This is a genomic window from Prevotella ihumii (genome assembly GCF_900155655.1).
Taxonomy (GTDB): domain Bacteria; phylum Bacteroidota; class Bacteroidia; order Bacteroidales; family Bacteroidaceae; genus Prevotella; species Prevotella ihumii.
This window is the reverse complement of the sequence record NZ_LT706987.1, coordinates 1,002,594-1,025,229: the sequence shown is the minus strand read 5'-3', so window position 1 is coordinate 1,025,229 and position 22,636 is coordinate 1,002,594. Positions and strand designations below refer to the sequence as shown.

The following is a 22,636-nucleotide window of genomic DNA, read 5'->3' as shown; positions in this document are numbered from 1 at the left end:
CGTTTAGTTTATTTTTCAGCCAAATACATTGTACATATTCCGAAGGTGAGTCGTTTGAACGAAGTCTTACTAAAGCCTGCACGCCGAAGTATCTCCATCATCTTCTCTCCTTGTGGAAAGGCCGCTATTGTCTTGTTCAAATAATCGTATGCACTGCTGTCCTTTGAAATTAAGCGTCCATAGAACGGCAGTACAACTTTAGAGTAGACCCCAAACAATTGGCGCATTGGGAAATGTATGGGCGTGGTAAGCTCGATGATACATAAGTGTCCACCTTGTTTTAATACACGATACATTTCCGAAAGTCCTTTTTCAAGGTCTTGAAAGTTTCTTATTCCGAAAGCAGCGGTAACGGCATCGAATGTGTCAGTTGGGAAAGTAAGGTTCAGACAATCTTCTTTTTGGAACGAAATAACGCCCTCTAAGCCTTCTTTCTTCACCTTTTCACGCCCAATCTCCATCATTCCCTCCGAAATATCAGCACCTATCAACGCACGAGGAGACAGCATCTTTGCTGCAAGAATTGCAAAGTCGCCAGTTCCTGTTGCAATGTCGAGCATTGTTTCAGGCTTGAAAGGCACGAGCTGTTGGATAGCTTTTCTTCGCCACCCTTTGTCTATATTCCACGAAAGGCGATGGTTAAGTGTATCATAGGTAGGAGCAATGTTGTCGAACATTGCTTCTACCACTTTTCCCTTTTCCTCTTGGCTGTTGTAAGGTTTAATCTTTTCTTGATTATACACGTGCTAATATTTATTTGCCGTTAGAAGTATTCTATTTTCGGTAATGAGCTTATTCCTTTTTACTTTCTTGTTGCAAGGTATTCGCTCACGTTCTTTTCTATTCTTGCTGCTATATCTGTGTTGTCAGTAGCTTTATCAAACTTCTCGCCAGTGATATGCTCGTACAACTCAATGTAACGTTCGCTTACGCTTTCAGCATATTCGTCTGTAATTTCAGGCATAGTTTGTCCTGGCTCGTTCATAAAGTTGTGTTCTATCAACCATTGACGCACAAACTCTTTTGACAACTGACGTTGAGGTTCACCCTTTGCCAATTTTTCTTCATAGCCTTCAGCATAGAAGTAGCGACTTGAGTCTGGTGTATGAATTTCATCAATGAGATAACACTGACCGTCACGCTTTCCAAATTCATATTTTGTATCAACGAGGATAAGACCTTGCTTTGCTGCAATCTCCTGTCCACGTGCAAAAATTTTACGTGTCCAATCTTCAATTGTGTTATAATCCTCTTCAGAAACAATACCTTGTTTAATGATTTCCTCTTTTGAAATGTTCATATCATGACCTTCGTCAGCTTTGGTTGTAGGAGTGATGATTGGTTCGGGGAAACGTTCATTTTCACGCATTCCGTCTGGAAGTTTAACACCGCAAATCTCACGGCAGCCATTCTTATAATCTCTCCAAGCCGAACCTGTAAGGATAGAACGAATAATCATTTCTACCTTGAAGCCTTCGCACTTCAAGCCTACTGTCACCATTGGGTCTGGTGTAGCAAGTTTCCAGTTAGGACAAATATCTGTAGTTTGGTCTAAGAATTTGGCTGCAATTTGGTTCAATACTTGACCTTTGAATGGAATACCTTTAGGCAAAACTACATCAAAAGCTGAAATACGGTCGGTTGCCACCATAACGATAAGGTCATCGTTGATGTCGTAAACATCACGTACTTTGCCGTGGTAAACACTCTTTTGTCCTTCGAACTTGAATTCGGTCTTTGTCAATGCTTTCATTTTTTTTATTTTTAGGAGTCGATTGTTATTGTTCTTGTTTAGCTTTGTCGAACGCCTCGTATGCTGTAACGATGCGTGTAACAAGCTTATGTCTAACTATATCTTTTTGGTCGAGATTTACAACTCCAATTCCTTCCGTGTTAGAAAGAATGCTTAATGCCTCTTTTAGTCCACTTTTCTGATTGTGTGGAAGGTCTATTTGAGTCATATCGCCCGTTATTATCATTTTGGAGTTCCACCCTAAGCGAGTGAGAAACATTCTTATTTGGGCTGTAGTTGTATTTTGTGCCTCATCAAGAATAACGATAGCATCATTCAGTGTGCGTCCACGCATAAAGGCAAGCGGTGCAATCTGAATTTGATGTTTATCCATCATATCTTGCAATTTTACTGTAGGTATCATATCTTCCAATGCATCGTAAAGCGGTTGTAGATATGGGTCTATCTTATCTTTCATATCTCCTGGCAAAAAGCCTAACTTTTCGCCTGCCTCTACTGCGGGTCGAGAAAGAATAATTCGTTTGATAGATTTCTCTTTCAATGCTTTTACTGCCAAGGCAATGCTTAGATAAGTCTTACCTGTTCCTGCAGGCCCAACAGCAAACACCATATCATTCTTATTAAAAGCATCAACAAGCTGTTGTTGGTTTTCAGAACGGCTTTTAATAGGTCTGCCCGAAACCGAATAAACCAATACTCCTTTTACGCTGTCTGCCTTAGCTTGGCGACCATTCACAATGTCGAGTATATCCTCTTCACTGATAGTATTATACCTCACGATGTGTTTGCGGAGTTTTTCAACATCTTCTTCCAACTTTGCTATTTGTTCTTCATCACCCAATACTCGAATAACGTTATCGCGTGCCACTATTCTTACTTTTGGAAAGAGCGATTTTATCATCTGCAAATGCACGTTGCTCACGCCGTAGAATACTACGGGGTCAATGTCTTCAAGGATAATATGCTTTTCTATCAATTTCTTCACCTATTATATTAATGGTGCAAAGTTAATATAAATAGCTGAACCTCGCAAATAAATATTAGTTCTTATAGCTTGAATATCTTAAAAAATTGCTATCTTTGTACCAATGAAAAGTAAGCGAAAGATAACAAAAAATAATTTTTTACTTGGTTTTATGGCAGTAACGTCTTGTCTTGCTGTTGTAAGGCTATTGTTTCCGTCAATTGCAAATGGTAAGACTGGCTTGAATAGCGATTCGCTGCAAATAGAAAATAATGTAACTGAAACTTTAACTGCTTTTGGTATCGATGGCGGAAAAGACGATTCGCTAAAGGTTGTGCAACAATCTTATGTATCTCCCTTACCCCTTACTACATTTTATGACGCTAAGGGTGAAATCTTAAAACATCGTATTCGCGGAGTTGTGGATTATGATGAGAGCTTCCCTGACTCTCAATCGGTGCAGTTAGAGTCGGCATTAAAGTATGCAGTACGTGCAGTTGAAAATCGTGTAGATGCAGAGTCGAGGAAGAAGGAGTTGGTATATGTGGGAAGTAACCCTTTCTTTGAAGTAAAAAAACTTCATAATAGCGTGGCTTATCTTGTACCTCGTGCCTCTATTTTGTTGCAAGACATAGGGCGAAACTTCTTTGATAGTCTGCAGATTAAGCACATTCCTTTAAATAAAATTATTGTAACAAGCGTGCTTCGTACAAAGGAAGATGTTGCTGCACTTCAGAAACGCAATGGCAATGCCACTGAAAACAGCTGCCATCTTTACGGCACAACGTTTGATATAGCCTATAATAAGTATTCTGCCATTACTCGTCCTGTTCGTGACGATACGTTAAAATGGGTATTAAGCGAAGTGCTTAACGATTTGCGAAAACAAGGGCGTTGCTATATAAAGTACGAAAAACGCCAAGGTTGTTTCCATATCACTGTGCGTTAAGATTGTCTTATGCGTTCTTAGGCTTCATTCTTGTTTTTATATCCGTAGTCAATATAGCTTCTAAACGCTTTAAAAAGCCTTTGCGGGCTAATGACCGATTTGGGTTTAAAACAAGTCCAATAGTGCTTGAAAAACAAAAGCCAACAAGTTTCTCCTTGTTGGCTTTTGTGTATTATAGTTTATCCCAATAAATGAAGCTCTCCAATGGTAAAGAGGAGAATATAGCCTAATACGAGTGAAATGATACCACAAGTAAGTCCTGCCTTTAGCATATCTTTCTGCTTAATCAATCCTGTTGAGTAAGCAATGGCATTAGGTGGGGTAGAGATAGGCAAACACATAGCTGTAGAAGCTGCAATGGCAATACCTATGAGCACTGTGCTTGTACCACCAATCACGCTAAGCTTGTCGCCCATACCCTTACATACTACAGCCAAAATAGGCATTAAGAGGGCTGCTGTAGCAGTATTTGAAATGAAATTAGAGAGGAAATAGCAGATGAGCCCTGAAATAAGGAGAATAACTATTGGACTCCAATTGGCAAATGGAATACTCTCTATGGCTACATCGGCCAATCCCGAACCATTCATTCCTAATCCTAAGGCAAATCCTCCTGCAACCATCCAAATCACACTCCAATCTATTTGTTGCAAGTCTTTTGCTGTTATTACGCCCGTAATAGCAAATACGCCCATCGGAATCATTGCCACCGTGTTTGTGTTGATGCCTGTCAACTTGCTTGGAATGACCCATAAAAGGATGGTAACGACGAATGTTGCAATCACAACCCACATACGCCAACCCTTATGAATTTCACCATCAATTTCCAAGTCGATGGTCTTTTTGCTGAAAGGGAAGAATATTAACAGCATTCGCCACGCAATGAAAATAATAATGATAACAAGCGGTATCATAAACATTGCCCATTCGCCAAAGCCAATACCAAGATTTAAGCCTTCTGGGTCATTGAGAAATTTCAATGCAATCATATTTGGAGGAGTTCCGATAGGTGTACCCATTCCGCCCAAATTGGCTGCCAATGGTATCGACATCGTGAGTGCTATGCGCCCTTTACCATTCGCAGGAAGAGCCGCAAATACAGGTGTCAAGAAAGTTAACATCAAGGCTGCTGTGGCAGTATTTGAAATGAACATAGAGAAAAGACCCGTAATAATGAGGAAACCAAGCAATACATTCTCGCTCTTCTTACCAAATGGGCGAATCATATTCTTAGCCAATAACGTGTCCAAACCTGATTTTGATGCGGCGATTGCCAAAATAAAGCCAGCCAAGAACAACATTATAATTGGGTCGGCAAACGATGCCATAATATCTTTAGAGTGAAGTAAATCGCCTATTCCTTCACCTTTGAAAAATTCTAATGAGTTTTCCGAAACCGTTACGCACATTATTGTCATAATCGCCAATGATGTTGCCCACGCAGGAATACATTCTGTGAGCCAAGCAAGGGTTGCAAACGCAAAAATTGCAATGATGCGTTGTTGTACTACCGTAAGTCCGTCAATTCCAAAAGCAGTAATTGGAAGGTTCCAAACAATTGATGTTACCAAGGCGATGCCTAAAAGTTGCCAAACTTTCTTTGCTTCAAAGTGATTTGTCATTCGATTTGTTTCGTTCTCAGTCATGGTGTTTAAAAATTAAATGAATTAACGATAATATGTCATTTGTATAATACATTTGCTAAAATACTAAAAATTTTTCAAACTTATACTTATATGGAAGTTTTTTTGTAGTTTTGTAGAAAATTTGTTATCATTATGCGTAAAATAAGTATATTCTACCTCTTTATATTATTTTTTTTGATTAGTTGTAATCAAAAACAAAGCGATAGCACACAAAAAGTTTCAAATGATAGCACCTTAGTGTTCAAATATGCAAAGAATATAATGATGGAACGTACCGAAGAGGGCACGAAAGTCTGCTTAAAAAATCCGTGGAAGGAAGGCGAGATATTGCATACCTATTATTTGGTAAATGATGCTGAGAAGGCAGAAAATCATTCTGATGGTACAATTGTGCAAATTCCTATCAAACGCAGTGTGATATTTACAGCTGCACACGCCAACCTTTTGGAAATGTTAGGTCAAGAAAAAGCTATTGCAGGTGTAGCCGATGCAAAATATATGCTTATCCCCGATGTACACAAACGACTGAAAATGCAAGGTAAGCCAGGTGCTATTGCCGATTGTGGCGATGGAATGAAGCCTAATATTGAGAAGATTATCGACATTCAATCCGATGGTTTATTCCTCTCGCCATTCGAAAATAGCGGGGGTTATGGTAAACTTGACGAGGTGAAAATCCCAATTATTGAATGTGCCGACTATATGGAAACTTCAGCTTTGGGTCGTGCCGAATGGATGAAATTTTATGGTCTTCTCTTTGGTTGCGAAGCGAAGGCAGACTCTCTGTTTAAAGTTATGGAAACCAACTATTTAGCATTGAAGGCTAAAGCTAAAACTTCAAAACAAACACGCTCGGTTCTTCCCGACCGTAAGACAGGTAGTGTGTGGTATATGCCTGGTGGTAATAGCAGCGTAGGACTGCTCTATAAAGATGCAAATGGCAAATATGCTTTCAGCAATGATACAAAGAGTGGTAGCTTGGCATTACCTTTCGAAACTGTGTTAGACAAGGCTGGACAAGCCGACTTTTGGATAATGAGCTATTACACCACAATGAACAAGTCGCTTCTCTTGGCCGAATACTCTGGGTATGCCGCACTAAAGCCTTTCAAAACAGGTGAAATTTATGGTTGTATGGTTGATAAAACACCTTATTTTGAGGAGGTAAGCTGGCGTCCCGATTGGCTTTTACAAGACCTTATTCAGCTCTTTCACCCTGACTTGAAACTTGGTGAGATGCGCTATTACCATCATTTATAAGGTGTAAGGCTCTATTTCTCAAATCCGTAAATGCGCTCTTAAAGATGAAGAAAGACAGTTGTATATTTCTCCTACTTGCACTATGTATTGTGGTATTATTCGTATTCAATCTTTATATAGGTTCGGTACGCATACCTTTCAATGATGTTTTCAATATTGTTCTTGGTAAGTTTGAAGGCAAAGAAAGTTGGAAATTCATAGTTCTCGAAAATCGTCTTCCACAAGCCATCACTGCAATGTTTTGTGGTGGGGCTTTGGCTGTAAGTGGCTTAATGTTGCAAACAGCTTTTCGCAACCCTCTTGCTGGACCCGATGTGTTTGGTATTAACGCTGGTGCTGGCTTAGGTGTGGCATTGGTAATGTTGCTTTTAGGCGGCAATATTTCCACTGTTTTGTTTTCGGTTTCAGGCTTTTTAGCCATCCTCATTTCTGCTTTTATTGGTGCAATGGCAGTAACGGCATTGGTATTTTTCTTTTCTTTAATCATTCGCAACAGTATTCTTTTGCTCATTATCGGAATTATGGTGGGCTATGTTTCATCGTCTGTTGTATCTTTGCTCAATTTTTTTGCAACCGAAGAAGGTGTAAAGAGTTATATGATATGGGGACTTGGCAATTTTGGTGGTGTATCTATGGAGCATATCCCTGTGTTTGTCTGCATAGTTTCGATAGGCATATTCTGTTCGTTGTTGCTGATGAAACCCCTTAACGCCTTACTCCTTGGCCCTCAATATGCTGAAAGTTTGGGCATTAACACTCGTCGAGTACGCAATTATCTCTTAGTAGTTACAGGGCTTTTGGCAGCCATTACTACTGCTTTTTGTGGGCCAATAGCCTTTATAGGTTTAGCCGTTCCGCATATAGCACGCCTTATTCTTACTACCGAAAATCATCGTCTTTTGCTTCCGTCTACTATCTTGAGCGGAGCTATTATCGCCTTATTGTGTAACATCATTTGTTATTTGCCTGGCGAAGATGGTATTATGCCACTCAATGCGGTTACTCCACTTATTGGGGCACCCGTGGTAATCTATGTATTGCTAAAGTCGAATAGGGGTTAGATAAGAAATTACAGATGTCGGCTATACTGTAAAAAGATCGCAATGAGAAGGTTTCTAAATTTATAAAAAAATATTAAAATCTTATAAAGCGAATGGAATATTTTTTGTAATTTTGCAGCCAAAATTTAAGGCAATGGTCTTATGCTTTTGATAATACACCTTTAATAATATGGACACAACAAATTTATCACCCTTCCGAAGAACGATAGTAGGCGTTCAGTTTCTTTTTGTTGCTTTTGGAGCAACAGTTCTCGTCCCCTTACTTGTGGGGTTAGACCCCGCAACAGCGTTATTTACAGCAGGTATAGGAACTTTTATCTTTCATTTAGTGACGAAAGGTAAAGTTCCTATTTTTTTGGGTTCATCATTCGCATTTATTGCTCCCATCATTGCTGCATCGAAGCAGTGGGGTATGCCTGGCGCATTGGCAGGTATCATTGGCGTATCGTTGGTTTACTTCGTTATGTCGATGTTAATTCGTTGGCAAGGTCAACGATTGCTTAAAACCCTCTTTCCCCCTGTTGTTATTGGACCTGTGATTATCCTTATTGGACTTTCGCTGTCAAGTTCAGCTGTGGATATGGCTAAAACCAATTGGATTTTGGCTTGTGTCTCGCTTGCTGTGGCTGTGCTTGTATTGTCTTTAGGCAAAGGCTTAATCAAGTTAGTACCCGTGGTTTGTGGCATTGTGGCAGGCTATATTGTTGCCATCTTTATGGGCGTGGTCGACTTTGCGCCTGTACAGGCAGCCGCTTGGATAGCTCTTCCTCCAGCATTATCCGACTTCCATTTGCCTCAATTTGCTTGGGAACCTTTCTTCTATATGATACCTGTGGCTATAGCTCCAGTCATCGAGCATATTGGCGATGTGTATGTTGTTGGAGCTGTGGCAAACAAAGACTTTGCACAAGAACCAGGACTTCACCGCACTATGTTGGGCGATGGCTTGGCTTGTCTTGCTGCAAGTTTCTTTGGAGGCCCTCCTGTAACCACATATAGCGAAGTGACGGGTGCAATGAGTATCACAAAAGTTACCCACCCTCAGGTTATTCGTATTTCAGCTGCTACTGCCATAGTATTCTCTGTTATCGGTAAATTGAGTGCATTGTTGCAGAGTATTCCTTCAGCTGTATTGGGTGGTATTATGCTTTTACTATTCGGAACAATTGCCTCTGTGGGTGTTCAAAATCTTATTCAGCATAAGGTAAACCTTAACCATACTCGCAATACAATTATCATTTCGATAACATTGACCCTTGGTATTGGTGGTGCAATGTTGAATATTGGCAATTTTGCTATGAGCGGTATTGGTTTGTCGGCTATTGTTGGTGTTCTTCTAAATCTTATCTTGCCAAAGTCGAAAGAAGAAACTGCTGAAGAAGCAGCGCAATAAGTAGCTTTTTAGCGCACAATATTTTAGAAAAACGATATAGGCTGGTTCTATAAATTAGCTTTGTTAGATTTTGAACTTATTTTTGAGGTCAAAATGCAAGAGCGTGAAGGAATGTAGCGAGCTACACGACTGAACGAACTTACATTTTGAACCAAAACGGAGCAAGCCGAATGCGAACAAACTTGTTTGAATGGTTGAGGCGCAGCCTGTTTTATATAAAAAGAAGCCAAAAGATAACAAAACGTATTTCATAAAAAATTAATGACTATATGCGGTGGTAATTTATAGAACCAGCCTATAGTTTTTATACACAAAAGCTATATCGTTTTTTATGTTTATCTTATCCCAAATCATTCGATTTGGGCTTATCGATTTTACCTTAACCCTCCATTATATGTTCGGACTAATGCTTTTGTTCTATTTATAACCTACCTATTGTTGAGAATTGAACCATTAATGTTTTAGCAGTAAAACATATATGTTTGACAGCGCCAAAGTTTAACTTTGACAAGGTAATACATATATGTTTGGGTGGGTAAAACATATATGTTTTGGAAAGCATTTGTAAGTATTTGTGTTTCAGTTGGTTATATTTGTGTTATACGATGTGTATGGCTGCTTCTTTTTTTGTTCTTTTTGTGAACTACCATTGGCTCATAATAATGTTCTTAGCATTGTATGAATACTTAATAAAAGCGCAATGAGGAAAAGTTTTTTACGAATAAATAGATTTTTACAATATTTTTTGTATATTTGCATATAATGAACCTAAAAACAAAAAGAATGAAATACTACGGGCTAACTATTTTATCTTTGTTGTTGGTTTTGACAGCCAATGCGCAAGATATAAAGCAATATACGCTCCACAACAATTCAGGAATGAAAGCCGTTGTAACCAATTATGGGGCACGTCTCGTCTCGCTTGAAGCCTACAATTGGAATGGCAGATTAGAACCCATAGTGAAGGGGTATAGCAATATAGATGCGTATAAAAGCAATCTATACTTGGGCGCAACGCTTGTAAATGTAGGTGGCGAATTGAGAAACTCATTGGCAGATAAAACTTGGGAAGTGGTTTCGGCTGACAATCAGTCGGTTTCGTTCAGATATGTAACTGAAAAAGAAAGCAAGGAGTTTGAAGGGAAAATGAATTTTATGGTAGTTTATACATTGACAGACCAAAATGCGTTGGATATTGATTATCGCATATCGTCTACTTGTCCTACTACTTACAAACTGACTAATGGTATTGTATTCAACTTGTCGGGCGATGAATATAAGTCTATTTTGAAACAGCATTTATGGATAGATTCGTATCGTGTGAATACGTTTGATAATAAAAGCGAACATAGTTGCAAAGTGCAAAGTGCTAAAAATACTCCGCTTTGCTTCTTACAGCCACACGAGATAGGGGCACGTATTAAGCAATTGCCATCAGGATATAACCATTTTTACCAACTGCGTCACCCTACAATAGTGCAAAAACCTGCTGCAATACTTTTTGATGCGCAAAGCGGTAGAGCACTTACGGTTTACACCTACGAACCTACTCTCAAAGTGAATACCTATGGAAAGGAGAGTACGGGAGTGTCGTTCCAACCTATACATTCGGGACTTGACGACAAGAATAATATGGTGAAAGATATACTTGTGCCAGGACAAGTATTCCACGCTGCAACAGTATTTTTGTTGACTACCGACCCACCATTGATAATGAAGAAGCAGAAGTAAGCATAGGTTGGAAATGCTTGGAAAAACTAAAAGAAAAAGGAGAATAAGCTACTGATATTTCAAGCTTATTCTCCTTTTTTATATTGCTTTAGACCTTAACAATTAGTTATTGTCGAAACCTTCGAAATCGTTGCTATATCGGCTGTTGCGGTATTCATTACGATCGTATCCACCTCGGGTTTGGTACCCACCACGGTCGTTATAGCGATCGTTGTTGCGGTTGTAACCCCCGCCACGATTGTAACCCCCGCGGTCGTTATTGCGATTATAGCCACCACCACGGTTGTATCCGCCACGGCTTTGGTAACCACCACGATTGTTGTTGTGTTCTTCTCTTGGACGTGCAACGCTAATGTTAAGTTCTTTCTCTTCAAATTCTTTACCATTTAGTGCGTCAATAGCTGCTTGACCTTCTTCATCATTGAGCATTTCTACAAAGCCAAAGCCACGAGATCGACCTGTTTCACGGTCAGTAATGATACGTGTTGAATTTACTTCTCCGTAGTTAGCGAATAATTGATTTAGACTTGCTTCCTCTGTACGGAAGTTGATGTTTGAAACATAAATGTTCATTTTTTTTGCGTTTAAAATTAAAACTTAAATAAATACTGTTGTGGGGTATCCTTCTGTAAAAAGGAGGTAAAAGATGAATAAAGGTTGATACTACTGAGAAAAACATTATTGTTCAAAACATCTCTTTAAGTCGTTTTATCATCGTTTCACTAAATATATCCTCATCATTGATAAGACAAGAATATCAGAAACTTTATTTTGAGTGAATCATTACGATGATAAATCTGCTTTATAAAAGAAGAAAAAGCATTGTTATTAGAGTCAATACAAAACATCAAATTTCTATGGCGGCAAAGGTAAGCATTATTTTTGATAAACCAACTTATTTATCAACATATTATCAATATTGTTGGAATAANTGGCGGCTGACGATAAGAACGCCGCCCATATCATCGAAACGATAGCCACGCTTTATGAGTTGGAGGAAAACCTCAAACACAAGAAAGCACCACCCGAGGAAGTGGAGACAGAACGAAAGGCTAAAGCTTACCCTATTCTTAAGTATTTGGAGACCTATATGTTGGATGTACACAAACAGTACACCCCAGGCGAAGCTATGGAGAAGGCACTGCGTTATGCCTTCGCCGTATGGATACGCATTGGCAGATATGTGCAGGACGGACGCTTCAACATAGACAACAACCTTATGGAACAGGCCATCAGACCCATCACGCTTGGAAGAAAGAACTACCTGTTCTGTGGTAACAATGAGGGAGCGGAGAACAACGCCATCTTCTATACCTTCGTGGCGTGTTGCAGGGAAGCAGACATAGAGCCATACAAATGGATGAAGGAAGTTCTTTCAAGACCCCTGCCCGACATGACGGAGGAGGAACTCACGAAAATGCTACCTTCAAACTTCAAATAACAAATAACCCTTATATGCTGCCAGACATATAAGGGTTATTTGTTGGTGTGAAAGTCGGCTAATATTGGATGCTTACGAATAAAACGCAAACTTTAAGGTATTTGCTCTAAAAGGAATAAAAAAGAGCTGAAATTAGAAAATTCCAGCTCTTTATAAATAGTTTTAAAAAGATTATTCTGTGATGTTTGGCAATTCCAAACCAAGACCTTTCTTCTTATCAACAGCCTTGAGGATAAGACCGATAACCAAAGCTGCAACACCAAGACCTGCCAACATAAGGAGTGGGTTGGTGTAGTCGTACTTTGTAGGGTCGGTGATACCTACATTTGAGTTGTCCAAAACCTTACCGATAAGCAATGGGAACAACCAAAGACCAATGTTCTGAATCCAGAAAATGAGTGCGTATGCTGAACCAATAATCTTTGGATCGACAAGCTTTGGCACACTTGGCCACAATGAAGCTGGAACAAGTGAGAAAGAAGCACCGAGTACGAGGATTGTCAAGTAAGCTACTACAACACCACCAATAGCGTTGCCCCTGAACATAGGAAGAACAAATGCGAAGGTGAGGTGACAGCTAATGAGCAATAACGCACCGAGAATAAGCATAGTAGCTGCCTTACCCTTGTGGTCTACATAGCTACCAAGGATTGGTGTGATACCTACTGCGAGCAATGGGAATACAGCAAAGATAGACTCTGCTGACTGACGCATATAGCCCATATAGCAATAGCCAATGAGTGATGCGATAGAGATGCAGAGTACGGTGTACTTTACACTCTTGTTCTTCATAAAGTTGAACATAAATGCTGTTGCAGCAACAACCAACATCACACAGTATTGAACAATAGTAACTTGGGTTGAGCTCCAGAATGAACCTTCAGGAAGTGTCTCGAAGGTTAAGTTACACTGCAACATATTTACAGCGTACTTTTGGAATGGGAAAATTGCAGAGTAGTAAAGCACGCAAAGCAAAGATACGAGCCAGAAACCCATACTGCTGAGAATTTGACCAAGGTCGCTGAGCTTGAATGGGTCTTCTTGTTCTTCTGCTTCACCTGTTTGTGAGTCAAGCTTCTTGTCCATAAAGAAGTAAGCTACGAACATCATTACAGCAATACAGATAAGTACAACACCGAAAGCTACTGAGCGAGAAACGTCTACATTGCCACCCAACTTTGCAAAGAATGGTGAGAATATCATACAAGTAGCAACACCCAAGCGTGCGAGAGCCATCTCTGAACCCATAGCGAGTGCCATTTCCTTGCCCTTAAACCATTTTACGATACCACGAGAGACCATAATACCAGCCATTTCGGTACCACAACCGAAGAGCATAAAACCTACGGCTGAAAGCTTAGCTGATGCAGGCATACCTTCATAGAAAGGAGATACACCAAGCTGTTCGAACAATGGAATGTGGTTCAAGTTTTCAGTAAACCAAGCTTCGAGTCCACTACCTTTAAAGCCTTCGCTAATTGCGTAGTACTTGATACATGCGCCTGTGAGCATTACAGCACCTGAAAGAAGGGCTGTGAAACGTACACCCATCTTGTCGAGAATGATACCTGCAAAGATGAGGAAGAATACGAACACGTTGAGGAAAGTTTCAGAACTTTGCATTGTTCCGAATGCTGTTGAGTCCCAACCACGTTGTGAGAGCATCAAGTCCTTGATAGGAGAGAGGATGTCCACAAAGATGTAAGAACAGAACATTGCAAGAGACAAGAGTAGGAGGGCTGTCCAACGTGCGCCAGCCGAGTCTCTAAGGGTTTTTTGAATTTGGTCTGTCATAATATAATTTATTGATTAATGTTTCTTTTTGTCTTGCTTGATAGCACAGAATGTGCTATCAAGCAAGGGATTAGATTATTACTTCTTCAACCAACGGTCGAGCCAATTAAAGAAAGTGCGCTGCCAAAGGATACCATTCTGTGGTTTCAATACCCAGTGATTTTCGTCAGGGAAGAGCAACAACTCTGCAGGAATACCACGAAGGCGTGCAGCATTGAATGCGCCCATACCTTGGTTAGCGTTGATGCGGTAGTCCTTTTCTCCGTGGATACAGAGAATTGGGGTGTCCCATTTGTCTACCATCTTGTGTGGACTGTTTGCGTATGTGCGTTGTGCCTGTGGAGTTTGGTCTTTGTTCCAATAAGCATCATCGTATTCCCAGTTGCTAAACCAAGCCTCTTCTGTATCGGTGTACATACTTTCGAGATTGAATGCACCATCGTGAGCGATGAACGCCTTGAAGCGTTTGTTGTGATTAGCAGCCAACCAATATACAGAGAAGCCACCGAAAGATGCGCCTACTGCACCGAGACGGTCTTTGTCTACGAATGGAATGTTATTCGCTGCATCGTCAATAGCCGAAAGGTAGTCTTTCATACATTGACCTGCCCAGTCCTGACTGATAGCTTCGTTCCATTCGCTACCGAAACCAGGAACGCCACGACGATTAGGAGCAATGACAACATAACCATTTGCTGCCATCATTTGGAAGTTCCAACGAACGCTCCAAAATTGTGAAACAGGGCTTTGTGGACCACCTTGACAATATAATAAGGTAGGATATTTCTTATTTGGGTCGAAGTGAGGAGGAGTGATTACCCAATACAAAAGGTCTTTGCCATCGGTAGTCTTAGTCCAACGTGCTTCGCTATTGCCCATTGCCAATTGGTCGAGAATGTCTTTATTCTCAAAGCTCAACTGCACTTGTTCGCTTTGCTTTTCTTTTTTAGATGGAGTGATAGCATAGATTTCAGAAGGTTGTGCGTGACATTGACGCATACCCAAGAGCTTTTTACCATTATCTCCAAGTAAAGAAATACTTACGTAGTCGTGCTTACCATCGGTCAATTGTTTTACTTCACCTTTTAAATTGGTTTGATAAACATTAGTAGTAGCGTGCCAAGGACCGATAAAGTAAAGGTCTTTAGAGTTCGCTGCCCAAACATAGCCTTCTACATTAGAGTCGAAAGATTCAGTTACGTAAGTCTTTTTACCAGTTGCAAGCTCGTAAACACAAAGGCGATTGCGGTCGCTTTCGTATCCATCGTGCTTCATACTTTGCCAAGAGATGTATTTTCCATCAGGAGAGAAGCTTGGATTGACATCGTAACCAACATTCAAATCGCCTGCTTGACTATTTACAGCTTGATGGCGAAGGCTCTTGGTTAAATCTTTCTGAGGCGCAACATAACCTTTTGGCTTGCATAAGTTTACAGATTCTTTTGTTGCTATATTATAAAGGTAGATGTCGGCATCGGTTGATGTGGCATAATCTACACCTTCTTTTTTGCGACAAGTATAAGCGATAGACTTTGAATCATTGCTCCAAGCAAATTGTTCGATACCACCAAATGGTGCTAAAGGACTTTCAAATGGTTCGCCATCAATGATGTCATAGCCTTCAGAGATTGTGCCATTGTTTACATCAGCCAAGAATGGGTGAGCAATAGACTGCACATAGTGATCCCAATGGCGATAATTCATATCTGTTGCTAAGATACCTGTTGTCTTTGGGAGGTCGTCTGGGTTCTTCTTTATTGTGCCGTAGTAAGGTAAGCTCTTTATAAGAAGAACTTGTTGCTTGTTAGGTGAGAAGAGGAAGCCTTCGATTTCTATTTCCGAATTAGATAGCTTTTTACGGTCTGCACCTGCAGTGTTCATTGTCCATACTTGACCTTCAGAAAGGTAGGCAATGGTGTTATTGTCGAGCCAAGTTGCACTTGTTTCGCTCTTTGCAGATGTTGTGAGTTGACGAACGTTCTTGCCATTAGCGTCCATAATATAAAGAACTTGGTGTCCTCTATTTTCTTTTACGCTGTAATAGCCCACTTGGTAAACAATTTTGCTACCATCGGGAGAAGCTGTTGCGCTTCCCACACGTCCCATTTCCCACAAAACTTCAGGGGTCATAATATCGCTTTTGAGCGTCATTTTGCTCTTGCCAATATTCACTTCCTGTGCTGATACAACGCCGCTATTCATTGCTAATGTTGCGGCAATTGCTAATGAGATGCTTTTGTTCATTGTTATTTTATTGTTTTTTACGGTTTAGTTCTTCCTGTCTGCGACGGTTTTCTTCCATCTGCTGTTGCTGCATTTGCTGAAGTGCCTGCATACGTGCAGCCAATCCGCCTTGTTTCTTAGGATTCTTTTTATTCTCCTCACGGCGTGCCTCAAGTATAGCAAGCAATTTCTTGTCATTGGTTGTCTTACGCAAGCCCCACATAATTGCTGCTGAGAAGAATAGAGAAACGAAGTAATAGAAATTCAATCCTGATGAATAGTCGTTGAACATAAAGAAGAACATCAATGGCATCAAGTACATCATCCATTGCATCATCTTCATTTGTTCAGCCTGTTGTCCCACCATTTGGTCTTTCTGTTGCTGCATTGTAAACCAAGAGTACAAGATATTAGCAGAGCAGAATAAGATACAAGTCAATGAGATATGGTCACCAATAAGCCACAAGTTAGAACCCCACGAGATGATAGGGTCGTATGTGCTAAGGTCGTCCATCCAAAGGAAACTTTCGCCACGAAGCTGGATTGCGTTTGGAACAAAGTTGAACATAGCAATCCAAATAGGCATCTGAATAAGCATAGGCAAACAACCTGAAAGTGGACTTACACCATATTCAGAGTACATCTGCATCATTGCTTGTTGCTTTTGCATCTGGTCTTCAGGCTTATTGTATTGCTTTGTAGCTTCATCGAGTTTTGGTTTTAAAACACGCATTTTAGCCGAGCTCATATAGCTTTTCTTCACCATAGGATAGGTGATAAACTTCAAAAGCATTGTAATCAAGATGAGTACAACACCCATTGGGAAAATCTTGCTCAACCAGTCGAAAACATAGATTGTAAACCATCTGTTGATGATACGGAACAATGGCCAACCTAAGTAAACCAAACGTTGCATTTCAAGTTCTTTGCCAAACTTACTTTCTTCCTCAATGCTTTTAAGGAGACGGAAGTCGTTAGGTCCAAAGAAAAATTCAAACTCAGAAACCTTAGCACCTGAAGGGTCGAATGTTGTAGCAAGGTTTGCATTGTATTGTTTGAGGTAATGTGATTCCTTTTGAAGTGGTGTGCTCTTGAGTTTTGCACCCGTTGCAAAGCCATCTTTAGAAATCATTACAGCAGAGAAGAATTGGTTTTTGAATGCAATCCAATCCAATGCTTCTTCCATTGTTTCCTCTTTTTCAGCTGTTTCGCTTAGATAGTCGGTGCTTCCTTCGCTATTCTTATAAGTTAAGGTAGCATAACGATTTTCAAACGTATAGCCCAATTCTTGTTGCTTACACTTCTCTTGCCAATTTACCAACAATTGGTTTTCGCCCGGTTTGAATATACCATTCATACCATTTGCCTGCAAGCTAAGACGTAGCATATACGACTTGCCTAAGGTGTAATTTAGTGTAAGTGTTTTGCCATTAGTTGCTGTAGCAGTCAATGTAACTGTAGAGTCGGTAACGTTACTTGGAGTGAAATAAAGGTCTTTTGTCTCAATGTTGTCAGTCTTAGTTGCCAACATAAAGTTCAAGTTTTGGTCTTCACCTGTAAATAAGGTTACATCCTTCTTGTCCTTACTTCTATCTTTCTTTGAAGTAACGTCGTGTCCAACGTAGTTTTTAATCACAGCTTGCTTCACCACACCACCCTTAGTATTGAGTGTGAGTTCCACCTTGTCATTCTTCAACACAATATCTTGTGCTGTACCTTTCAATGCAGAATAGAATAGGGCAGAGCTATCAGCCGAAGCCATAGCATTTTGCTGTGCAGCTTGTGCCGCCTTATTCTTTTGTGCAGCTATCTTTTTTGCATTAGCGATAGAGTCTTTTACAAATTCTATACGCTGTTGTTTAATTTGTTCTTCAGATGGTTGTTGCCACCACGCAAAGCCAAATAATACGGCAGCGATGAGAACAAAACCGATAATAGTATTTTTGTCCATTTCTTATTTTTTCTTATTTTCGATAGCTGTCTTAATGAAATCAAGGAAGAGAGGGTGTGGTTTCAATACCGTAGACTGATATTCAGGGTGGAATTGTGTACCAATATACCATTTCAATGATGGTATTTCTACTATTTCTACCAAGTCGCTTTCAGGGTTTCTACCCACACACAACATACCATTGCGTTCGAATTCTTTTTCGTAATCGTTATTGAATTCGTATCTATGGCGGTGTCTTTCTTGAATATATTCTTGCTTGTAGATGTTACAAGCACGAGAGTTTTGGCGGATTACACATTCGTATGCTCCTAAACGCATCGTACCTCCCATATTGGTAATGTTCTTTTGCTCTTCCATAATGTCAATAACATTATGAGGAGTCTTTTCGTCAAACTCGCGCGAATTGGCATCAGCATAACCTAAGACATTACGTGCAAATTCGGTAACTATCATCTGCATACCCAAGCAAATGCCGAAAGTTGGAATATCGTGAGTACGTGTATAATGTGCTGCAACAATCTTTCCTTCGATACCACGTTGGCCAAAACCTGGGCAAATCATTACACCGTCCAATCCTTCCAACTTCTCCTCTACATTATCTTTGGTGAGTTCTTCAGAGTTGACGAAGTGAATTACTGTTTTATGGTCGTTGTATGTTCCTGCTTGCGAGAGGCTTTCGCGAATACTTTTATACGCATCTTGCAAGTCGTATTTACCCACCAAACCGATATTAACTTCTTCAGTTGCACGATTGCGTCTATCCAAAAATTCTTTCCAAGGTCCCAATTCTGGAGTAGGTTTCACTTCCTCTCCACACTTGCGAAGAATAGCAGCATCAAGTCCTTGTTGCTGCATATTGATAGGCACTTCGTAGATACTTGGAAGATCTTCGCTCTGTACAACGCAGTCTAAATCTACATTACAGAATGCTGCCACCTTTTTGCGAATATCTTCGCCCAAATGCTTCTCGGTTCGCATCACAAGAATATCAGGCTGAATACCTACACTTTGCAATTCCTTTACACTGTGCTGTGTAGGCTTAGTTTTCAATTCGCCAGCAGCATTAAGATAAGGAACGTATGTGAGGTGCAAGTTGATAGCCTTCTTGCCCAACTCCCATTTCAATTGGCGAATAGCTTCCAAGAATGGTGCAGACTCAATGTCACCAATTGTTCCACCAATTTCAGTAATCACAAAGTCGTAATTGTGCTTCAACCCCAACTGCTTAATGTTACGCTTTATCTCATCTGTGATGTGTGGAACCACCTGAATAGTTTTGCCCAAGTAGTCGCCACGGCGTTCCTTGTCTATAACACTTTTGTAGATACGTCCCGTTGTCATCGAATTAGCCTTTGTGGTCTGAATTCCTGTAAAACGCTCGTAGTGTCCTAAGTCAAGGTCGGTTTCCATACCGTCAACCGTAACGTAACACTCTCCGTGTTCGTATGGATTAAGTGTCCCTGGATCGATGTTGATATAGGGGTCGAACTTCTGAATTGTGATGTTGTAACCTCTTGCTTGAAGAAGTTTTCCAATTGACGATGATATGATGCCCTTGCCTAAGGAAGAAACCACACCGCCAGTTACGAAAATGTACTTTGTTTCAGTCACGATGATTATTTTAATATTTTTATTTCCTTTACTTAAAGTCTACTGACTATTACAATCTGCAAAGATAGTAAAAAACTATTAAAGTTCGAGGAAATCATCTTTTTTTGTTTATATTATGTATAAAATACTTTTCTGCTTTCAGTTTAGATGCCCTCATTTTTGCTTTTTTCGGCATTTTTATGCGCCATTCAAACTTTTTTATGTAAGTTTGTACGCATATATAAAATGCAGTAATGAATCGAAAGTTTTTATCACTATTTTTTTATTTAGGATTGGCACTTCCTATAAGTGCCCAAAATACGAATTTAACTACACAAAAAAGTGTGGGTTTAGTTGAAAATAATGCTTTTTTGAAAGCATATAGCGACTCTTTAGAAATGGCCAAAATGCGTGTGGCAGATGGGCAAATACGAGTTGCAAAAGCGCAAAAAAGCAAGCCTATAGATTTAGCTAAACTCTTCTTACCCTTAACGTATTACAAAGATGTTATAAATAAAGAGTTTAATCTGTCTAATCATAAATTAATCGACAAGACACTTCTTGGAATTTATCTCTCAAAACCAGCCTTAGTGGTTACTACGGATAAGGATTTGCAGCAACAACAGTCTACAGCTGTAGAGATAAGCAAACCTATTCAACAAGAGGTGGATTTGGTGGAGGAAGTTGCCCCAACTCCTATCGAAACTTCAGCTACGCCTGTAGATGTTATGGTGATTAAGCCTAACTTTTGGACACATAAGCGCGAATTTGCATTGCAATTGCTTCAAAGTTATGTATCGGACAACTGGTATAAGGGGGGCGAAAGCAACTATTCTGTATTGAGTTCGGTATTGTTGGAAGAGAATTACAACAACAAACAGAAGGTGAAATGGGACAACAGATTGGAACTTAAATTCGGTTTGCAGAGTAGCAAATCAGACTCGCTCCATAGTTTTAAAACCACTGAAGACCTTATTCGCTTAACCTCAAAATTTGGTCTTCAAGCTACAAAGAAATGGTATTACACCGTGCAATTTGTAGGTTATACACAGTTCTATCATTCGTATCGTTCGAATGATGCAAAACTCTATTCTGACTTCCTCGCACCGCTCAATCTTAATCTTTCTGTCGGTATGGATTATTCGGTAGATTGGTTAAACCATAAGTTGAAGGGTAATGTGCACCTTGCGCCATTGGCTTACAACCTAAAATACACCCGTCTGAAAGACCTTTCAGGGCGTTTGGGTATAGAGGAAGGACGCTATGTGCGCCACGACTTCGGTTCTGAATTGACCTTGGATTTAGAATGGAACTTAATGGAGGCCTTAACTTGGAAAACCCGCTTGTATGCCTATACCACTTATAAGCGTGCTGAATTGGAATGGGAGAATACTTTCAAACTTCAATTCAACAAGTATATCGGCGCGCAAATCTTTATTTATCCTCGCTTTGACGATGGTGTAAAGCGTGATGGTAAGCGTGGCTATTGGCAGTTGAAAGAGTTTGCTTCTATCGGTTTCCAATATACAATGTAGTTTTAACCCAAATCTCAAAGAAGCCTAACGACCAATTTGGTTCTAAGTCTTAAACTCGTGTGTGCCAAAAAGTCTATTCTTAGTTTTTTTGGCACACACGTTGTTTTTTTTAGTAGGTACCCCGTTGCGTTACCTACATATTGTCTAATGATTTTCTCGCTTACTTTTTTCTGCTCTTCTTATTAATCTTGTTCTTTTGTTAAACCCAAATCGGTCGTTAGCCCAGTTTAGGTGCTTACTTTATTATTATTGAAACTTACGAGATGTCTTTTGGATTATTTTGGCTTTATTTTACCTATATCTGCAGTCACATAGCCCGCTATGTCTTATCCGTTAGCGGAATTATTTTTTAGCTGCTATACCAATTGTTACCTTATTCGATAGATAATGTATTTCTCTTTTATCTTTTTCTATTTTTCCGTTTTACTGCGGATAAGTGTTAAATACACTGGTCATAATTCTTGTATATGTGTTGAAAAGAAGCGTGATACACAAAAGTGGTATAAATGGGTGTGCAATTGTAAACTGCTGATTGATAATGATTAATGAGTAAACAGGAAAAAGTGTGCAAGAATATACTGCTTAGATTACGGAAATACAGAATGAATAAAAGGAGAATGTGAACAAGAAAAGTGCTATTAAGTGGTATTTCAGAAGGCAAAAGTTGAACTTTAGCTTTGCCAAACATCAATGTTTAGGTGATAAAACATATATGTTTGGCATTGCCAAAGTTGAACTTTGACCTCTCCAAACTTTATTTATGGAACAACAGGTTATTATATCGGACTTCTAAAACAATCCTATTTCGCTATTTCAAATGTTAAATCTTAGATGATACAATTTGTTTTTGGCACGTTATTTGCCCAATCTGACAAAATGGAAAGCAATAGTCTATTCTTGTCGAATATAAATTGACAATATTGCGGAAATTAGCAAATATAAAAGTGCCATTATGTCAGTTATTGTGCTTTGGCATAGTTTTCGTATAAACTATGTTGACTGCTCTAAGGAGCAATCTTAAATAAGAAAAATCAGAAATTTAAAAACATACAATTATGACAATTAAACCTTTAGCAGACAGAGTGCTAATCCTCCCTATCGAGGCAGAACAAAAAGTTGGTGGAATTATTATTCCTGACACAGCAAAAGAAAAGCCACAGCGTGGCAAAGTTGTAGCCGTAGGCAACGGAACAAAGGACGAAGATATGATTTTGAAGGCTGGCGATGAGGTTTTCTATGGAAAATATGCTGGTACTGAAATCGAAAACGATGGCGAAAAGTATCTTATGATGCGTCAAAGCGACGTATTGGCAGTGGTAGAATAAGCTATCTCTTCATAGTTCAC

Annotated in this window: 17 protein-coding genes; 8 read left to right on the top strand and 9 right to left on the bottom strand. The window is 39.7% G+C overall.

From position 1 onward, the window contains the following. Positions 1–8: 8 nt before the first annotated feature. From ubiE to CZ367_RS04840, 3 genes are read right to left on the bottom strand one after another with little or no spacing between them, the layout of a single operon-like run. The gene (gene ubiE / locus CZ367_RS04850; RefSeq protein WP_077195852.1) at positions 9–743 is read right to left on the bottom strand and encodes a bifunctional demethylmenaquinone methyltransferase/2-methoxy-6-polyprenyl-1,4-benzoquinol methylase UbiE; all 735 of its coding nucleotides are present in this window, start codon (positions 741–743) and stop codon (positions 9–11) included. Positions 744–802: 59 nt separating this feature from the next. Beyond that, positions 803–1,753 (bottom strand): phosphoribosylaminoimidazolesuccinocarboxamide synthase, encoded by a 951-nt coding sequence (locus CZ367_RS04845; protein WP_077195851.1) that lies wholly within the window; start codon positions 1,751–1,753, stop codon positions 803–805. Between the two features lie 25 nt (positions 1,754–1,778). Then, positions 1,779–2,729, bottom strand: coding sequence for a PhoH family protein (locus CZ367_RS04840; protein ID WP_077197367.1), 951 nt, complete (start codon positions 2,727–2,729; stop codon positions 1,779–1,781). 112 nt (positions 2,730–2,841) lie between these two features. On the opposite strand from CZ367_RS04840, the gene CZ367_RS04835 reads away from it, so the two are divergent. Next, on the top strand, positions 2,842–3,666 hold the full coding sequence (locus CZ367_RS04835; protein WP_077195850.1) for a DUF5715 family protein: 825 nt from the start codon (positions 2,842–2,844) through the stop codon (positions 3,664–3,666). Between the two features lie 179 nt (positions 3,667–3,845). On the opposite strand, the gene CZ367_RS04830 is transcribed toward CZ367_RS04835, so the two are convergent. Continuing rightward, a complete protein-coding gene (locus CZ367_RS04830) occupies positions 3,846–5,312 on the bottom strand; it encodes an SLC13 family permease (protein ID WP_077195849.1) in 1,467 nt (488 codons plus the stop codon). A 132-nt stretch (positions 5,313–5,444) separates the two neighbouring features. On the opposite strand from CZ367_RS04830, the gene CZ367_RS04825 reads away from it, so the two are divergent. The 4 genes from CZ367_RS04825 (at position 5,445) to CZ367_RS04805 (ending at position 10,757) form a co-directional block, all read left to right on the top strand. Continuing rightward, the gene (locus CZ367_RS04825) at positions 5,445–6,572 is read left to right on the top strand and encodes an ABC transporter substrate-binding protein (protein WP_077195848.1); all 1,128 of its coding nucleotides are present in this window, start codon (positions 5,445–5,447) and stop codon (positions 6,570–6,572) included. A 44-nt stretch (positions 6,573–6,616) separates the two neighbouring features. Continuing rightward, positions 6,617–7,633, top strand: coding sequence for an iron ABC transporter permease (locus tag CZ367_RS04820; protein ID WP_077195847.1), 1,017 nt, complete (start codon positions 6,617–6,619; stop codon positions 7,631–7,633). Between the two features lie 169 nt (positions 7,634–7,802). Further along, complete coding sequence (locus tag CZ367_RS04815; protein ID WP_077195846.1) at positions 7,803–9,026, top strand: uracil-xanthine permease family protein; 1,224 nt, start codon at positions 7,803–7,805, stop codon at positions 9,024–9,026. A gap of 783 nt (positions 9,027–9,809) precedes the next feature. Continuing rightward, the gene (locus tag CZ367_RS04805) at positions 9,810–10,757 is read left to right on the top strand and encodes an aldose epimerase family protein (protein ID WP_077195844.1); all 948 of its coding nucleotides are present in this window, start codon (positions 9,810–9,812) and stop codon (positions 10,755–10,757) included. A 102-nt stretch (positions 10,758–10,859) separates the two neighbouring features. Here CZ367_RS04805 and CZ367_RS04800 read toward each other — a convergent pair whose 3' ends face one another. After that, positions 10,860–11,330: an RNA recognition motif domain-containing protein gene (locus CZ367_RS04800; RefSeq protein WP_077195843.1), complete on the bottom strand. Its 471-nt coding sequence runs from the start codon at positions 11,328–11,330 to the stop codon at positions 10,860–10,862. Positions 11,331–11,688: 358 nt separating this feature from the next. Between CZ367_RS04800 and CZ367_RS04795 the strand changes: the two genes are divergently transcribed. After that, positions 11,689–12,198, top strand: coding sequence for an IS66 family transposase (locus tag CZ367_RS04795; RefSeq protein ID WP_262500742.1), 510 nt, complete (start codon positions 11,689–11,691; stop codon positions 12,196–12,198). Positions 12,199–12,369: 171 nt separating this feature from the next. Here the strand turns inward: CZ367_RS04795 and CZ367_RS04790 are convergent, their stop codons facing one another. From CZ367_RS04790 to CZ367_RS04775, 4 genes are all read right to left on the bottom strand, one after another. Continuing rightward, a complete protein-coding gene (locus CZ367_RS04790) occupies positions 12,370–13,992 on the bottom strand; it encodes an MFS transporter (RefSeq protein ID WP_077195842.1) in 1,623 nt (540 codons plus the stop codon). 78 nt (positions 13,993–14,070) lie between these two features. Then, the gene (locus CZ367_RS04785) at positions 14,071–16,236 is read right to left on the bottom strand and encodes a dipeptidyl-peptidase Dpp5 (protein WP_077195841.1); all 2,166 of its coding nucleotides are present in this window, start codon (positions 16,234–16,236) and stop codon (positions 14,071–14,073) included. 7 nt (positions 16,237–16,243) lie between these two features. Next, the gene (yidC, locus tag CZ367_RS04780; protein WP_077195840.1) at positions 16,244–18,166 is read right to left on the bottom strand and encodes a membrane protein insertase YidC; all 1,923 of its coding nucleotides are present in this window, start codon (positions 18,164–18,166) and stop codon (positions 16,244–16,246) included. Positions 18,167–18,169: 3 nt separating this feature from the next. Next, a complete protein-coding gene (locus CZ367_RS04775; protein WP_077195839.1) occupies positions 18,170–19,777 on the bottom strand; it encodes a CTP synthase in 1,608 nt (535 codons plus the stop codon). Between the two features lie 233 nt (positions 19,778–20,010). On the opposite strand from CZ367_RS04775, the gene CZ367_RS04770 reads away from it, so the two are divergent. Further along, entirely contained in the window at positions 20,011–21,291 is a 1,281-nt protein-coding gene (locus CZ367_RS04770; protein WP_077195838.1) for a DUF3078 domain-containing protein, read from the top strand. 1,055 nt (positions 21,292–22,346) lie between these two features. Beyond that, on the top strand, positions 22,347–22,616 hold the full coding sequence (locus CZ367_RS04765) for a co-chaperone GroES (protein WP_077195837.1): 270 nt from the start codon (positions 22,347–22,349) through the stop codon (positions 22,614–22,616). The last annotated feature ends 20 nt before the right edge of the window (positions 22,617–22,636 follow it).

Coding starts and splice junctions, on each gene's coding strand:
- CZ367_RS04835 (WP_077195850.1), top strand. CDS start 2,842: ATGAAAAGTAAGCGAAAGATAACAAAAAATAATTTTTTACTTGGTTTT.
- yidC (WP_077195840.1), bottom strand. CDS start 18,166: ATGGACAAAAATACTATTATCGGTTTTGTTCTCATCGCTGCCGTATTA.
- CZ367_RS04830 (WP_077195849.1), bottom strand. CDS start 5,312: ATGACTGAGAACGAAACAAATCGAATGACAAATCACTTTGAAGCAAAG.
- CZ367_RS04845 (WP_077195851.1), bottom strand. CDS start 1,753: ATGAAAGCATTGACAAAGACCGAATTCAAGTTCGAAGGACAAAAGAGT.
- CZ367_RS04805 (WP_077195844.1), top strand. CDS start 9,810: ATGAAATACTACGGGCTAACTATTTTATCTTTGTTGTTGGTTTTGACA.
- CZ367_RS04785 (WP_077195841.1), bottom strand. CDS start 16,236: ATGAACAAAAGCATCTCATTAGCAATTGCCGCAACATTAGCAATGAAT.
- CZ367_RS04790 (WP_077195842.1), bottom strand. CDS start 13,992: ATGACAGACCAAATTCAAAAAACCCTTAGAGACTCGGCTGGCGCACGT.
- CZ367_RS04765 (WP_077195837.1), top strand. CDS start 22,347: ATGACAATTAAACCTTTAGCAGACAGAGTGCTAATCCTCCCTATCGAG.
- CZ367_RS04815 (WP_077195846.1), top strand. CDS start 7,803: ATGGACACAACAAATTTATCACCCTTCCGAAGAACGATAGTAGGCGTT.
- CZ367_RS04825 (WP_077195848.1), top strand. CDS start 5,445: ATGCGTAAAATAAGTATATTCTACCTCTTTATATTATTTTTTTTGATT.
- CZ367_RS04800 (WP_077195843.1), bottom strand. CDS start 11,330: ATGAACATTTATGTTTCAAACATCAACTTCCGTACAGAGGAAGCAAGT.
- CZ367_RS04820 (WP_077195847.1), top strand. CDS start 6,617: ATGAAGAAAGACAGTTGTATATTTCTCCTACTTGCACTATGTATTGTG.
- CZ367_RS04770 (WP_077195838.1), top strand. CDS start 20,011: ATGAATCGAAAGTTTTTATCACTATTTTTTTATTTAGGATTGGCACTT.